This is a genomic window from Methylotuvimicrobium alcaliphilum 20Z (genome assembly GCF_000968535.2).
GTDB classification, from domain to species: Bacteria; Pseudomonadota; Gammaproteobacteria; order Methylococcales; family Methylomonadaceae; genus Methylotuvimicrobium; species Methylotuvimicrobium alcaliphilum.
The window spans coordinates 3,520,661-3,536,806 of record NC_016112.1; the positions used below are offsets into that span (position 1 = coordinate 3,520,661).

Genomic DNA, 16,146 nt, shown 5'->3' on the forward strand with positions numbered 1-16,146 from the left:
CTTTCATCTTTCATCTTTCCCCTTTCCTTACCCAAACCTCAAAATCTGCACTCGTCATCGGCCGAGAAAAATAATAACCTTGAAACACTCGACATCCCTTATTGTACAGAAAGTCTTTTTGCGCCTCAGTTTCGACACCTTCGGCAATGACATCGATTCCGAGGTTATGCGCCATATTAATAATGGTCTCAATAATAATGGCATCGTTGAAATCGGTAGTAATATCCCTGACAAAACTCTTATCGATTTTTAATTCGTCCAGCGGCAGTTGTTTCAGATAGGTCAACGACGAATATCCGGTCCCAAAATCGTCTATCGAGATTTTTACGCCTAAGTGCTTCAAGGCACGCATTTTTTTGACCGTGTCATCAATATTATCAATCACAACGCCTTCGGTTAATTCGATAACGAAACGTGAAGCCGGAACCTCATATTGCCTTATCGCTTCGGCAATTTGATCGACGAAGTCTTGCTGACGAAATTGTTTAGAACTGACATTGATCGAGATGTGTTGAATATCCAAGCCGTTATCGAGCCACTTTCGCATTTGCGCGCAAGACTCGCGAAAAACCCAGATTCCCAAAGGCACGATCAAACCCGCTTCTTCAGCAACGGGTATAAATTGGTCGGGAGCGATTAAACCTTTTTGCCCATGCTCCCAGCGAATCAAGGCTTCCGAACCGGAAAGCCGCCCAAATCGGTCGGTTTGCGGCTGGTAATACAAAATAAAATCCTGGTTTTCGATTGCCGAACGCAATTCTTTTTCTAAAAACATTCGGGCATCGGCAGCTTCTTGAATGCTTTGATGAAAAAAGCTTATCGTATTGCGCCCTTTAGTCTTGGATTGATACATAGCCTTGTCGGCCTGTTGAAGAATTTGACTGGCCGTTTGACCACTATCCGGAAACAAAGCAATACCAATACTCGGCGAGCAATGGTGCTCGAAATCGTCGAAAAAATATGTTCGGTTTAATGCGCGCCTTATTTTTTCGGCAACATGTAATGCCTCATCGCTGGCAGCTTCGAGACTGCGCTTATTGGCATGAATCAATATAACGAATTCGTCTCCGCCTAGTCTTGACGGTATGTCTTCTTCCCTGAGCGAATCCTTCAAACGGTTCGCAACTTGAATCAACAATTCATCCCCGACATGATGCCCCAACGAGTCGTTCAACACTTTGAATCGATCCAAATCGAGAAAAATAATAGAACCGAAAGTACCTTGCCGTTTGCTCACCGCCAATTCGTTGGAGAGCTGATTGACCAGTAAACGGCGATTGGCCAGAGTTGTCAGCGGGTCATAAAAAGCTAGATCGTGAATCTCGCTCTCCGCCTTCTTTTTCTCGGTAATATCATAAAAAATAGCGACAAAATGCGTCGTATCGCCTTGTTCATTCTTAACGGCCGTGATCGTTTGCCATGTCGGAACATTTTCTCCATTTTTGCGCCGATTCCAAATTTCGCCTTCGAATTTGCCAACCCTCAGTAAATATTGCCAAAGCTCGTCATAAAAGTAATCATTATGTCGGTCGGATTGTAAAATCCGCGGATTCCGACCCATCACTTCATCCGCGCTAAAACCGGTAATTTCAGAAAAGGCATGGTTGACGCGTAAGATATTGCCGGAACTATCCGTAATTAAAATACCCTCATGGGTTTCAAAAGTCGTCGCAGCCAACCGTAACTGGCTTTCGCTTTCCGCAAGACTGGCATTACTCCGCTTCAGTTCCAAGGTCCGGTTTTTAACTTCTTCCTCCATCCTTAAGGTCCGTCCGGACAACATCAATAAACCGATGCCGGTCAACCCTGTGAGCGAAAACCCACCGAGCAATAACCACCAGACACTCCACGATAAATGGCTATGAAAAAATTGCCCGGAAGGCTCGTAAATAATATACCAAACGCGGTCACCGACTGTAATTCTCTCCGCAACCCTTAAAGGCAAATCGATGACTTTATGAACCGGTCTCTCTGGAAAATTGCTAAACAACATTGAGTCATGATCAGATATTCGAATCAACAACTGCATATCCGGAAGGTTACTCAACACTATCGACACGAGATCGTCGATGCGAAACACCGTCGCGGCAACGCCCTTAAAATGTAGCCGCCTGGATTCTACGGTATCCACCGGTTGAAAGCGCTCATAAACCGGAGAATAAATAACAATCCCGCTTTTGTCGGCATGACCGTCCTGCACCAACTTGAGCTTCCCGGTAACTGCGGTCGCCCCGCGATCCCTGGCGCTCTCGACCGCGCTTGATGCTATGGGGTTAACTAAAATATCGTAACCCAAAGCCTTCTCGTTGCCGTCTAGCGGTTCAAGAAAAGTAACCGGCAAATAGCTCGTGCGTGATCCGGCCGAAACCATCCGCCCGGATTCGTCAGGTTCACGTATTTCAAAGCCCTCATTTTGGGAACTTTCGAACCCGTCCCGCTCGAATGCCGGCACATGAGCCATCCACTCCAACGCCACTAAACCCGGGTGCTTATCTAAAAGCGGAACGTTAAATATTTTAAAACTCTCTTTGGAAATGGGACCGGCGCTATCGAATAAACCTTTTAGGATCTCATTGGTACCGATATGATCTTGAACCAAGACGCTGAAAGCATGATGAAACAACATCGCCTGTCGCTCGAAAACCGACTCGATTTTTAGAGACTCCTGCCGATTGGCGTATTGAAAAACGCTAACGACCAACAGAAACAACAAAACCAACGGATAAGCCACATAGTTGCGACGCACCCTCCATAAAGATCTTGGCTCGCCGATAAATGTCAGCACAAATGGCGTAAAAATCAACACGCCTATCGTATCGCCAATCCACCAAGTCCCCCAACCCAACCAAATATCATCGCCGGTAATCACGCCGCGCGCCCACAGCACTATAACGCCGACAGTCGCCGCGACCAGACAAGCTAACGGCCCGCCCAATAGCATGAAGCGCAAGATGCGTCGATCTTCCGTTAACGGATCGCCGATGCCGACCCACCGCTCGATTAACGTAGCTCCGACCAGAGCTTGAACGCAGCAAGCCACACTGACGACACTCCCGATCACCATGGAGCCAAGAATCATTTCCGATGAGGAATGATCGAGAAAGGCATACACCTGAACAAACAACGCACCCAAAAAAATACCGGTCAACAAACGCGTCCTGTAAACCAGCACCAACGCCAATGCAATCCCAGCCGACGGCCAAACCGGACTCACGCCACTCGGCGGAATTGCCAGTAAGGTGCCGAGACAACCCCCGGCAATATAACTGAGCGCGGCAACTACATTGAGTAAGACCGTGCTTCCATTAAAAAAACTTCCACCGGAAACGGTTTGAGAAGAGCCGACACGCTGGAACACACTCATGCTCTCTTTAAAGAATCGATGCCATGATTAGCCAATCGGTCTGCCGTCTCGTTGCCTTGATCGCCGGAATGCCCCTTGACCCAGATCCACTCGACCCGATGCCTAGCCATCGATGCATCGAGACGACGCCACAGGTCGTCATTTTTTACCGGTTTTTTGGCAGCGGTCAACCAACCCCGTATTTTCCAATTCGGCATCCATTCAGTGATGCCTTGCAGTACATATTTCGAATCGGTATATATCTTGACGGAACAAGGACGTGTTAACGCTTCAAACGCTTGAATCGCAGCCATTAGCTCCATTCGATTATTCGTCGTGTGTGCCTCGCCGCCGAATAATTCCTTGATCGAGCCTTTATAGCGTAAAACGACCCCCCAACCGCCAGGACCGGGATTACCGCGACACGCACCATCAGTATAAATAACAACGGACTCAGTCATCTTTCGTTAAACGCTGCGACGATTCAAACCCGTTCAAAATAGCCATGCGAGGCTGCTTTAAGGCTTTGGAATCTAGTGGAATAAGTGTGTATCGACGTTTGATGGCCCTGATTGCGTAGGCAGTGGCCCGCAACGAGGATCTTTCAGATTTAGCATTTGCGGGATTGGAACGAACCGAATCGATACTTAAATCGGCAACCGATTTTGCTTCGAAATTAAGCAGCTTTAACCAATCCAGCACTCTTCTCTTACTGATAAAATGTCCGGCCCACGAATCCGCCATTTTCTTTTCCCAAAGATATTGATAGCGAACCCAAAAGCTCCACGGATTAAAATTAATAATCAACACATGACCTTCCGCTTTTAGCACTCGTTCGATTTCACGCATCGTTTGAAAACGGTTTGCATCGAATTCCAGCAAGTGAGGCAATAAAATCAGATCGACGCTATCACTAAGTATAGGCAAGCAATAAGCTTTAGCCTTAATTTTAAGCGCACCATCGCATCCTAGATTATTGGCATCTAAAATCGTAAAACCGTTATAAAGCGTGCAGTCAATAAATTGATCCTCCCAACCCAAACCGCCTATTTGCAGCACTTTTTGTTTACAACTGACCGTAATCGAACGCCGAATATATTCGGCTTCAACCTCTTGCAGCATTTTTCCTCTCGGTGTTTCGTACCAAGAGAATAAAAAATCGCGCTTCATAAAATCGGCTCAAAAAAATTTAATTACAGTGAATTATGATAAAAACGGGCTATACTACTCATTTCGTGCAATGAATTTAAGATATAGATATGCCTAAGACTAATTCTAACAGGTCATTGACGCTTTTTTCGTTTTTGATTTTGACGCTCTCAGCTGGTTGTACTCAACAACCGGCCAAAAGTTCACTTAGCATTAGCCAAAAACCGCCGCTCGTCAAAAAAGATGATTACAAACCACGTCTAAATAAGCTTAAGTTCGCCAAGTCTAAAAAAGAATCCTTATTTAAATCAGGCAACCATACTATTTGGGAACGTTTGGTCTCGCTTTACGCATTGCCGGAAGTCGAAAACGAAAGGATCGATAAGGAAATCAATTGGTTTCTTAAAAACCCGGAATACTTAGTTCGAGTGCAAAAACGCGCCGAACCTTATTTGCATTTGATTTTAGAAGAAATCGAATCAAAAAACATTCCCGGCGAACTGGCTCTGTTACCGGTCGTCGAAAGCGCATTCCGGCCCGACGCGTATTCTCCGGCTCATGCTTCCGGGCTGTGGCAATTCATTCCGGAAACCGGTCGATTGTACGGTCTAAAACAAAATAACTGGTATGACGGACGCCGTGATGTTTATGCTTCCACACAGGCAGCAACCAAATTCTTAAAAGATCTCGGCGATAATTTCGAAGGCGATTGGTTGCTCGCACTGGCCTCCTACAACTGGGGCCGCGGCAACGTGCAAAAATCGATAGACAGAAACCTGGCCCGGGATTTGCCTACCGATTACTGGTCGCTGCAAATGCCTAACGAAACGTTCAACTATGTGCCGCGCCTGTTGGCTGTTGCGAAAATTTTCGCTAACCCGGATCAATACAACATCCCGTTATATGAGATCCCCGATCAGCCTTATTTCGAAGTCGTCGACCTGGATACGCAACTCGACTTAAAAAAAGCCGCCGAACTCGCCCAAACCAGCGTCGACGAAATTAAGCGATTGAACCCGGCCTTCAAACGCAACGCTACCGCACCAAACGGCCCGCACCGTTTATTGATACCGGTCGATCAAGTATCGATTTTCAAAGAAAACCTAGCCAAGCTTCCGGTTGCGCAACGCTATACTCAAGCACCCGTAAAGGTAGTGCCGAATAAAACTCGCGTCACAGCCGCCGCGAGTCGCACAATTAATCATACAATCCGACCCGGTGAATCATTGGGCTTAATCGCCCGAAAATACAAGACCTCAATCGGCGCTATTCGCACGGCCAATCGCCTCGGCAAAACCGACCACATTCAATCGGGAAAATCGCTGCTCATACCGACAAACGGAAAATCGACCGTTGCCACCAAATCAGCGCCTAACAATGCAAAACCAATCATTTACACGGTCAAACCCGGCGATACTTTCTGGAAAATATCCCGGCAATTTTCGGTTAGCACTCAAGAAATTTATCAGTGGAATAAGTTGAACGCAAACTCGAATTTAAAAGCCGGACAAAAGTTGACGATCCATAAAGGCTCAGAAATTGTCGCCAAAGCCAACTCCTCTTCGCAGCCGATTAACTATACCGTCCAACCGGGTGATTCTTTGATGCAAATTTCGCGAAAATTCAAAGTCCCGGTTAGCGATTTGTTGAAATGGAATTCGACCAGCGTCGACAAGATTTTGAAGCCGGGTCAGCAACTAAAAGTATTAGCCGACAAATCGACTTAGGATTTGGCCTCATTTAGAGAATAAAGGCAAGAGCAATGGTATTGCCCTTGCTTTTTATACATCCTTGCTTTGCAAGCGCGGAACCGCCGCCAATAATTCGCGGGTATAGGTATTTTTCGGATTCAGCAGTACCTGCTCGACTTCACCGTGCTCGACGATCTTGCCGCGATACATCACCGCCACCTCGTCGGCAATTTCCGCAACGACACCAAGATCATGCGTAATAAATAAATAACTCACGCCTTGCTCTTTCTGCAAATCCTTCAACAACTCGATTATTTGCGCCTGAACCGAAACATCCAACGCGCTAGTCGGCTCATCGCAAACAATCATTTTCGGCTGCACGGCTAGTGCTCTGGCAATACAAATTCGCTGCCGCTGACCGCCTGAAAATTCATGCGGATAGCGATGCGCACTATCAGGCGGCAAATCAACCCGCTCGAGCAACTCGACAACTCTCGCATACCTATCGACTGCACCAACCTCGGGATACAAGGCTCTAATTCCTTCATCGATAATCTCGCTAACCAACATTCTAGGATTCATCGACGAAAACGGATCTTGAAACACGATCTGAATATCGGCACGCTTGCGCCGCAAAACCTCACCGGTCAGTTTATGCAATTCGATGCCGTCCATAACGACCCTTCCCGAATAAGCCGGAATCAAATTCAATAGCGCCTTGCCAAGCGTCGTCTTGCCGCAACCCGACTCGCCGACCAAGGCCAAGGTCTTGCCATGTTCAATTTCGAAGCCAACCCCATCGACGGCGCGAACATGGCCGACAACTCGCTTAAAGATCCCTTTTCTAATGGGATAATAGACCTTGAAATCATCGACCTTCAGTAGCGGGGGGCTTTGCTCTCTTTGATGACCGAGACAACTACCCATCGACGGCAAGGCATCGAGCAATTTTCGCGTATAAGGATGCGTGGGATTTTGAAATATCGAAGCGCTCCGCCCAGTCTCGACGATTTTGCCTTTTTGCATGACAGCAATGCGATCGGCCATCGTCGAAACCAATGCCAAATCATGACTAATCAACCATAACGCCATTCCGGTCTTTTGTTGAATCGCCTTAAGCAACGCCAAGATTTGCGCCTGAATCGTCACATCCAGCGCGGTCGTCGGTTCGTCGGCGATCAATAAATCGGGTTCGCCGGCTAAGGCAATCGCGATCATAACCCGTTGCCGCTGCCCTCCCGATAATTGATGCGGATATTCGCCGGCCCGCTTTTCGGGTTCCGGAATTTCAACCCGCGTCAATAATTCGATGACGCGCTGCCGAATCGCTTGTTTCGTCATCGAGAAATGTAATCTAAGCACTTCAGCAATTTGTTCGCCGACCGTCATCACCGGATTAAGCGATGACATCGGATCTTGAAAGATCAATGCAACCCGCCGACCGCGAATTTTGCACAACTCATATTCGGCCTTGCGCAATAGATCGACGCCATTTAGTTTGATTTCATCAGCATTGACGCAGGCATTGACCGGCAATAACCGCAATACCGATAACGCAGTAATCGACTTACCGGAACCCGATTCGCCAACGATTGCAAACGTTTCGCCGGCATGCACCTCGAAGCCGATAGCATCGACCACCGGATTATCGGAGCCGAATTTGACTGTTAGATTTTTAACTTCAAGAACGGGGCTTCGATTCATCCCATGCGCCTCGGATCGAATGCATCCCTGACCGAATCGGCAAATAAATTGGCAGCGAGTACTAGCGTAAACATAAATAGAAACGATGCCGTCAACGACCACCAAACCACCGGCTCGCGCGCCATTTCAAGCCGGGCACCGTTAATCATATTCCCCCAACTATGCGTGGTCGGATCGACGCCGATATTGATATATGACAACACCGCTTCAGCCAACACCAAAGAACTAAAGTCGAGCACGACCGAAATCAATACGATATGCATCACGTTCGGCAGAATATGCCGGAATAATATAATTCTTCGTCTGACACCGAGCGCCGAAGCTGCCTGCACATACTCCATCTCGCGAAGTTTCAGCGTTTCGGCGCGCAGCATACGGCATAGCCCCGTCCAATTGGTCACACCCAAAATTATGCATAAAAACAGCAACCTCATATCGGCGCGAACAATCAAGCTGGTGAACTGCTCTTCATTTTTCGCCATATAGACTTGCACGACCAGAATCGAGGCGGCAATCAACAATACACTCGGAATCGAATTGAGGGTCGTGTACAAATATTGAATCGTATCATCGACCCAACCTCGGAAAAAACCCGCGAGAATACCAAACACGATAGCCAGAGGCAGCATAATCAGCGTCGTCAGCGTCCCGATAACGAGCCCTGTTCTAATGCTTTTAATCGCCTGGTACAACACATCCTCACCGACCTTATCGGTACCTAAAACGTGATAATAGGACGACAACTCAAGCAATGTAGCGCACAACGTCACGATCCAAAAGACGGTCCAAGCAACGGCCTTGGCTGAAGCTTGACTTATTAATGCATTTTGCCGATGCCGAAACTTTTGCACCAATAAGACAAGCACGATAGCCGCTGGAATTGCACTTTTAATAAAGCCGAAAGACGCCTTCATTAAAACATCGTAGAACAACTCGGATTCCGGATCATCCAAATGAGCCCCGCCGTATTGCAATCGCGGATAAGCCCATACCGGACTGCCATCTTCTAGCACCATTAACTCCTTGCCGAAAAGATGGGCAGCAAATGGTGCCGAATAGGTCTTTTCGCCATGCAAACGAATCGGCGACAGCCATTGATCCAAAACACTGACGATTTCATTGGAATCCTTCGAATGAAAATGCATCGAGTCGAGCAAACCCACCGCCACGAAAAATAGCAGCACCGTCAGCGATACCATGCCGGTCTTACTCGTGCCTATTTGCCTTAACGGCCGTCTCATTCGAGGGTTGCGCAGCATATAAACCGACAATACGATCATGCAGAGCAGCAACACAAAAATAAGCGCATCGGTCCATAAAACAACCATTATGACAACCTGACTCTAGGGTCTACTAAAGTATAAGAAATATCGGTCAATAACAGCCCAACGATATAAAGCACCGAGCCAAGAAAGACCATCGACCGGACAATCGCGAAATCCTGACTGTTAATCGCATCGATCGTATAACTACCCAGACCAGGAATACTGAAAAACGACTCCATGATCAAGCTTCCCATAAATAACAACGGCAGCACCACGACCACGCCGGTCAAAATAGGTATCATTGCGTTTTTTAACACATGCCGGAACAACACTTGGGTCTCGGACAAGCCTTTGGCTCTAGCGGTTCGTACATAGTCCTTTTCGACCTCCTCCAAAAATAGCGTTCTGTACCATCTCCCCCCGGAACCGATGCCTGATATGACACCGATGACTATCGGTAGCACTATGAACTTCAACGCTTGAAAGCCCCCATCGTAGCCGGAAATCGGCACCAGCTTCAGCACCTTGCCGATAAAAAACTGTCCGCCGATGATATAAAACAATGACGAAACCGACATCAACACGACACAAAGAACAATACCGCCGAATTCAAGATAAGATCGGCGAAACAAAACCATTAACAAGGCTACGCAAATATTCGTGATCAAACCCAGCACTAAAGTCGGCAACGCCACAGCCAAACTGGGCCACATCCGCTGCTTGATATCGGCACCGATATTACGCCGGTCGCTGTCGGAAATTCCGAAATCGAACCAAAACAAACCGGCCGATTTTTGAAAAAAAATCGTTTCAGTGATCTTGCTTGTCCCGCTAGATTCAGCGTTCCACAACAGCGGCAAATGATAACCTCGCTGCTGCTTCCAGTTTTCGACGGCTTGCTCGGTGACGTGCTTGTGCCCGAGTTGCATACGCGCCATATCTTCGGGGCTGTTTACGACGAAAAACAACACAAACGTCAGAATGTTTACGCCCAGCAATAACGGAAATGCATATAAAACTCGTCGGATGATATATTGAATCATCGCTAGGTCTCCAAAACCTTGTAAATCAATAAAAACTAATGAGCAAGCGCTCTGATTTTACGGCAATAAGCGAGTACTGCCGGAACAATCAAGACCGCTAACAACAATAAAACGAGCACAATAGGCCAGAAAACCGGCTGATTCCACTGCTGTCTTTTTTCGGTACGGATAGCTGTATCGATGCGAACGTACTTTAAACGATTATTCGCCATTAAATTCGGCTTCACATTTTTATACCACTGGTGATAAAGAATGAAATCTTTCGGATAAAAGCCGAATAACCACGGCACATCATAACGAACTTGTTCTTGTAATTTCTGAATCAAGCGAAAGCGCTCATCCGTGTTATCCATATTACGCATTTTTTCGAATATGCGATCAAACTCCGGATTTTGGTAATTGCCGGTATTTTCGCCGCCGAATTGCACTTTTCCGTTTGGTCCATAAAGCAGAAAAAAGAAATTCTCCGGATCTGGGTAATCGGCATTCCAACCCCACATATAAATTTGCGCATTGCCGGCACGCATTTTTTGTTGAAAACGATTGTAATCGGTCCCACGTATGACCAACTTAATCCCTAATTGTCTAAATTGCTTACGAAACCAGTTCAATCTAGACCGATCATCGATACCCGACGAGGTCGTGTCGAAATACAGAATCAAGGGTTGGCCGGTTTTGGGGTCTATCCCCCCGGGGTATCCGGCCTCAACCATTAATTGACGAGCCGCCTCAATACTCTTTCGCTTTGGCCTGCCGTCCACCCAATCGTAAACATAGCGATTGAGCCCTTCCTGCCCTTCGGCGTAGCCGAATATACCCGGCGGCAAGACGCCCTGTGCGGCTTCGCCGCGACCATTCATGAATATCGAAATAAATTCCTCATAGTCGACCGCGATAGCGATCGCTTGGCGTAACTTTCTAGCCTCATCGGACAACCCGCCGACTAGGCTATCCAGCATATTGAAGCCCATATAATAGATCGCGGTGACCGTCGATGTTTTCAATTGAATGCCTTTTTCTTCCATCGAGCGAGTCAAACCCACTTCGCCGCTGCCGGAAAATTGCACGGCTTGATCGAAACTATCGGAGGCGATGCCGGATGCATCATAGTAACCTTGCAGGAATTTTTGCCAGTAGGGAATCGTTTCTTTTTCCAGCGTAAACACGACTTTATCGATAAAAGGCAAGGCCTTGCCGGCATCTTCGAGCAAGCCTTGCTCTCGGTCCTCCGGTTCACCTTCGTCGGGATAGGCTTCGAAACGAAAATTGGGGTTTTTTTCCAGCACCATGCGCCGATTCGGATTATTTTCCGCCAATAAAAAAGGTCCGGTACCGACCGGATACCAATCGAGCGTGATGTTTTTTTCGATCAAACCATCCTGATTATAAAAAACATCGGCTTCCCAAGGCATCGGCGCGAAAAACGGCATTGCCAACCAATAACTGAATTGCGGATACTTGCCGTTGATTCGAATTTTGTAACGGTACTTGCCCAACGCTTCCACACCGGAAAGTTTCCGCTGCATTAATTCACCGGTTTCGACATCACGGGTAGCCTCGTAAAACTCATCGAATCCAACAATATACTGCTTCATTAATTCAGCGATCGGCGATTGAATCTTCGAATAAGCCAGGCGTTTGATTTGATAAACGTAATCTTCAGCCACCAACTCCCGGGTCTCTAACTGATCGAAATCAGCCAACGCGGTTATGTGCGCTATCTCCGAATCATTCAATGCATGATATCGATACGTTCCGTCACTGTTTTTGGCAAACGCCGGATGCGGCTGATAGCGAACTCCCGCTTTGATTTCAATCAGATAATCGGTAAAGGCAATATGCGCTTCCGCAGCGTTTTCAGGTAATGGATTGCCTTCGACATCAAGATAGACTACTTCCGGCATTTGCATCGCGGTCAACGGGACCAGTTCATAGGGCCTTTTGAGGTAATGATATTGAAATGGCGGCTCATAAATCTGTCCGAGAAACGTATATTCGTTGGCACTATAGGAAATCGCCGGGTCCAGATGCTTCGGCCGCTCGGTAAATGCAGAATAAAGTACGGCCAAATCAGCGTCTTTTTTCGAATAAGGGTTATTCAATTGCGAGATATCGCAAGCACTTAAGAAAAAGGCAAATGCCGACAAAACTGCAGCAATTCCCAATTTGTGGATCAAAAAGGGTGTGGGATGTGCTTGGCGAGGATGTCGGCAGCGGGACAGATTTTTGCTCCTCGGCAATTGCTCCTGCATTGCCCTACTACACGCCATCCTTGGCGTAATGCAAAATCTGCATTCACGCCATCGTTGGCGCTTAGCTGCCGCCATGCCCCCATGGATGGGTTTACGGCGTTCCTCGACAGGCATACCCCACACCCTAAGATCGGCGAAACTGCTCAAACTGGGAATTGCCGACAAAACTGCTTTTACACCGATAGTTTTAGATTTTATGTTCATCAGCAGCGTATTCATCCACAAAAGGCTGGACATCAAATTAACGGTTAGAGATACTTTGCGCTATTCTAACAATAAACCAATGGAGAGATAATATGGGTTTCATGCAAGGCAAACGTGTCTTGATTGTCGGCTTGGCCAGCAACCGCTCAATCGCTTGGGGTATTGCCAAGGCAATGCACCGTGAAGGTGCCGAACTGGCATTTACGTTCCAAAACGACAAATTGCAAGAACGTGTCGTCAAAATGGCCGCCGAGTGCGGCTCCAATATCACTGTCGAATGCGATGTCAGCAATGACGACCATATCGAAGGCGTATTCAAGGAACTAGGCAAGCACTGGGATGGACTGGACTGCATCGTGCACTCGGTGGCTTATGCGCCTAGAGAAGCGCTGGACGGCGATTATGTGGAAGCCACGACCCGAGAGAATTTCCAAATCGCTCACGATATCAGTTCTTACAGCTTTACCGCACTGGCTAAAGCGGGCCGGCCGATGATGAAAGGACGCAACGGCGCCTTGTTGACGCTAAGCTATCTAGGTGCCGAACGCGCGATCCCGAATTATAATGTCATGGGGGTCGCTAAAGCCAGCCTGGAAGCCAATGTCCGTTATATGGCCGTAGCTTTAGGCGCCGAAGGCACTCGTGTCAATGCGGTTTCAGCCGGCCCTATTAGAACACTGGCAGCTTCCGGCATCAACAATTTCAAGGCGATGCTGAGTAAAGCGGCCGATACGTCTCCTTTGAAAAAGAATGTCACCATTGAAGAAGTCGGCAACGCAGCGGCATTTTTATGTTCGGACCTGGCTTCCGGCATCACCGGAGAAATCACCTATGTTGACGCAGGCTATAACATAGCGGGTTTAGCTGCATCCTAATTCTTTCCAAGGATAACGCAGTCAAAAAAGGGAGCTTTAAGCTCCCTTTTTTGACTGTGAAAGTATGCGAACCGAAGCGGATGCGGTTGCTCGATCGACAGGCGTCGGCGGCAGGGCAGATTTTTGCTCCTGCAAAATCTGCATTCATGCCATCCATGGCAATCAGTCGCCGCCGTCGAGCCTACATGGACGTATTTACCCAGCACCTAAATTATCCATGTAATCAATCATGGCCAATAGGCTATGGAATTTAGGTGCTGGGTTTACGGCGTCCTGTCGGGCGAGTGACCGTACCCAGCCATTCCTCGCACTTTCATTTGCCGGGGCGATGGCCGGGCCTTCGAACGTTATGCCGTTTTTAAATCCGATAAGGCAACGCTTTTGTTAAAACGCTGCCCCCAAGATCCGGACTCAATCATTTTGATCGGACAATTACATCGGCCTTTTCTTGCAAATTAGCCATTACCGCACTAAATAACGACTGACCTAAAGCATTGGCAATATTTTTGGTTGCCAATTCCATTCGTTTTTTGTCTTCTTCAGTCATCTTGCCATCGGTTACATTCTTTAAGCTCACCAACACTTGCTCACCACTGCTCAAAGGCGCAACAAAAAGATTCGGCTGGTCAGCGACAGGTTTGGCGGCTTTAAAGACAGCCTGCAAAAGTTCGCCAGGAACTTCCGCACTGGTGCGCGACAAGCCTTTTATCGATTTGTGACTAACATCGTTTGCTTCTTCGGCTAATTTCTTCAAGTTCTCGCCGGCTATTGCCCGGCTTTTAAGATCGAACACGCGCTCTTCAGCCTGCCGTCTAGATTTCGATACCAACAACGCTTCGATGACGTCATTCTTGACTTCAGCCAGTTCGCGCACGGCAGCAGGCTGATGATCCTTGACATGCAATACGATCAATCGATCGCCCTCCAACTCGAGCGGCTCGCTGTTATTGCCTTTCAAGACATCTTCAGAAAATGCCGCATTACGAACCATCTGTTCCGCAGCGATCCCTTCGCCTTGGTCACGGGTAAAGAGTTTCGTCGTTTTAATCGTCAACCCTAAAGCGTCCGCTACTTCGAGCAAGTCTTCGGAATGCTCATAACTGAACTCCGTCAGCGTTTGCCCAAGCTCGTAATATTTGTTTTCGGCTTCTGTTTTTTGATAGGATCGTTTTACTTCATCCTTAACATCCTCGAAAGATTTAGTTTCTCGGGGAACCAGTTCGGTCACTTTAATCAGGTGATAACCGAAAGCCGATCTAACCGGATCGGAAATCTCACCCAATTGCAACGCACTCGCCGCATCCTCGAAAGCTTTTTCCATCACGCCGGCTTCGAACAGTCCTAAATCACCGCCGGATTTTGCCGTTAATTTATCATCGGACAAAGTTTCAGCAACTTTAGCAAACGACTCGGTTTGCAATTGCTGTTTCGCTGCCTGAGCCTTTGCCAACGCCGCCGCATCATCGGTTTCGCTAGTCACTGCAAACAGTATGTGGCTGATTTTTCGGCGCTCTTTAGTGCTGAAAAAATCCTTTTGCTCTTCATAAAAAGCACGCAATTTATCGTCGACAACTTCGACCGCGTCGGCAAGCTCATTTAGCGATAACTCGATATAATCGACCGAAACTTGCTCAGGGGTACGATAATTATCTTGATATTGCCGGTAAAAAGCTTCAATTTCTTCTTCACTGGGCTGCTCGTCAATCGTCTTGACCGAAACGGTCAAATATTCAATATCCCGCAGCTGATTTTGAATTTTAAAAAAACTTTCAACATCGTATGGTGTAGCAAAACTGCTTTTAACGACCGCATGTTGAAATTGCTCCATCATCAATGCATTCTTGATTCTGCCTACAAATTCCATCGAAGACATGCCTTGAGAGCCCAGCAATGCTTGGTATTGGTTTTTATCAAACTTGCCGTCAACCTGAAAGTAATCCAAGGACTGGATAAAATCCCTAGCCGTTTTATCGGTTATCACCAAGCCTTGCGATTGCACATGCTGCAAAAGCACCTCATCTTGAATCAATTTTTGCAGTGCTTGCTGCTTAAGCGTTTCCTCGTCGATATCCAAACCTTGCAAACTTTGACTGAATTGAGCGTAGGCTTTAGATACATCGCGCTGAAAAAAATCTCTATCGCCGACTGATGCAACCGGAGTTTCTTTTCCAACATCGACATAGTTTTGAATTCCCCATAAAGCAAAAGGCACTGTGATTGCAATCAGAATGACCCACGAGAATACGCCCTGCGCTTTTTCTCTTATCTTTGTCAGCATATGCTAGATCCTTAAATAAAAGTAACTTGATTTGTAAGAACACTGATGTGGATTGATTCTTAGGCTACCGCCAAATTTCCACTCGACCCCTTTTTGGATTTTGTGATTATACCCATCGCAGATCAAAATTCGGCACCAGGGTGTCCGTCAAAGGGCGCCGTGAACCCGGCACCTAAATTATCCAAGATAGTTAACCATAGCCAATGGACTATGGAATTTAGGTGCCGGGTGAATACATCCCTGTAGACCCTATGCCAGCTCCATGCTGGCAAAGCCATTGCCGCACACCCTGGCGCCTCCTCAGACACTGCCGAAATTTGAAGTGCGTAAGGAATAATAACG

General features: G+C 47.3%; 10 protein-coding genes. 2 read left to right on the top strand and 8 right to left on the bottom strand.

Going from position 1 to position 16,146, the window contains the following annotated elements; all coding sequences use genetic code 11:
* Positions 1-10: 10 nt before the first annotated feature.
* From MEALZ_RS21075 to MEALZ_RS14830, 3 genes are read right to left on the bottom strand one after another with little or no spacing between them, the layout of a single operon-like run.
* Positions 11-3,364: an EAL domain-containing protein gene (locus tag MEALZ_RS21075; protein WP_014149463.1), complete on the bottom strand. Its 3,354-nt coding sequence runs from the start codon at positions 3,362-3,364 to the stop codon at positions 11-13.
* Positions 3,361-3,804, bottom strand: a complete 444-nt coding sequence (rnhA, locus tag MEALZ_RS14825; protein WP_014149464.1) for a ribonuclease HI — start codon at positions 3,802-3,804, stop codon at positions 3,361-3,363. Before rnhA ends, MEALZ_RS21075 begins: the two co-directional genes overlap by 4 nt.
* Positions 3,797-4,513 (bottom strand): class I SAM-dependent methyltransferase, encoded by a 717-nt coding sequence (locus tag MEALZ_RS14830; RefSeq protein WP_014149465.1) that lies wholly within the window; start codon positions 4,511-4,513, stop codon positions 3,797-3,799. Before MEALZ_RS14830 ends, rnhA begins: the two co-directional genes overlap by 8 nt.
* Before the next feature lie 89 nt (positions 4,514-4,602).
* On the opposite strand from MEALZ_RS14830, the gene MEALZ_RS14835 reads away from it, so the two are divergent.
* Positions 4,603-6,219, top strand: coding sequence for a LysM peptidoglycan-binding domain-containing protein (locus MEALZ_RS14835; RefSeq protein ID WP_014149466.1), 1,617 nt, complete (start codon positions 4,603-4,605; stop codon positions 6,217-6,219).
* Between the two features lie 54 nt (positions 6,220-6,273).
* Here the strand turns inward: MEALZ_RS14835 and MEALZ_RS14840 are convergent, their stop codons facing one another.
* The 4 genes from MEALZ_RS14840 to MEALZ_RS14855 are packed head-to-tail and all read right to left on the bottom strand — an operon-like array spanning position 6,274 to position 12,651.
* Positions 6,274-7,887, bottom strand: coding sequence for an ABC transporter ATP-binding protein (locus MEALZ_RS14840; RefSeq protein WP_014149467.1), 1,614 nt, complete (start codon positions 7,885-7,887; stop codon positions 6,274-6,276).
* Entirely contained in the window at positions 7,884-9,215 is a 1,332-nt protein-coding gene (locus tag MEALZ_RS14845) for an ABC transporter permease (RefSeq protein WP_014149468.1), read from the bottom strand. The genes MEALZ_RS14840 and MEALZ_RS14845 overlap by 4 nt, the downstream gene beginning before the upstream one ends.
* Positions 9,215-10,195, bottom strand: a complete 981-nt coding sequence (locus tag MEALZ_RS14850; RefSeq protein ID WP_014149469.1) for an ABC transporter permease — start codon at positions 10,193-10,195, stop codon at positions 9,215-9,217. The genes MEALZ_RS14845 and MEALZ_RS14850 overlap by 1 nt, the downstream gene beginning before the upstream one ends.
* 35 nt (positions 10,196-10,230) lie before the next feature.
* Positions 10,231-12,651 (bottom strand): ABC transporter substrate-binding protein, encoded by a 2,421-nt coding sequence (locus MEALZ_RS14855; RefSeq protein WP_223842314.1) that lies wholly within the window; start codon positions 12,649-12,651, stop codon positions 10,231-10,233.
* 92 nt (positions 12,652-12,743) lie between these two features.
* Between MEALZ_RS14855 and MEALZ_RS14860 the strand changes: the two genes are divergently transcribed.
* The gene (locus MEALZ_RS14860; RefSeq protein ID WP_014149471.1) at positions 12,744-13,526 is read left to right on the top strand and encodes an enoyl-ACP reductase FabI; all 783 of its coding nucleotides are present in this window, start codon (positions 12,744-12,746) and stop codon (positions 13,524-13,526) included.
* Between the two features lie 415 nt (positions 13,527-13,941).
* On the opposite strand, the gene MEALZ_RS14865 is transcribed toward MEALZ_RS14860, so the two are convergent.
* Positions 13,942-15,804 (bottom strand): SurA N-terminal domain-containing protein, encoded by a 1,863-nt coding sequence (locus tag MEALZ_RS14865; RefSeq protein WP_014149472.1) that lies wholly within the window; start codon positions 15,802-15,804, stop codon positions 13,942-13,944.
* Positions 15,805-16,146 lie beyond the last annotated feature (342 nt).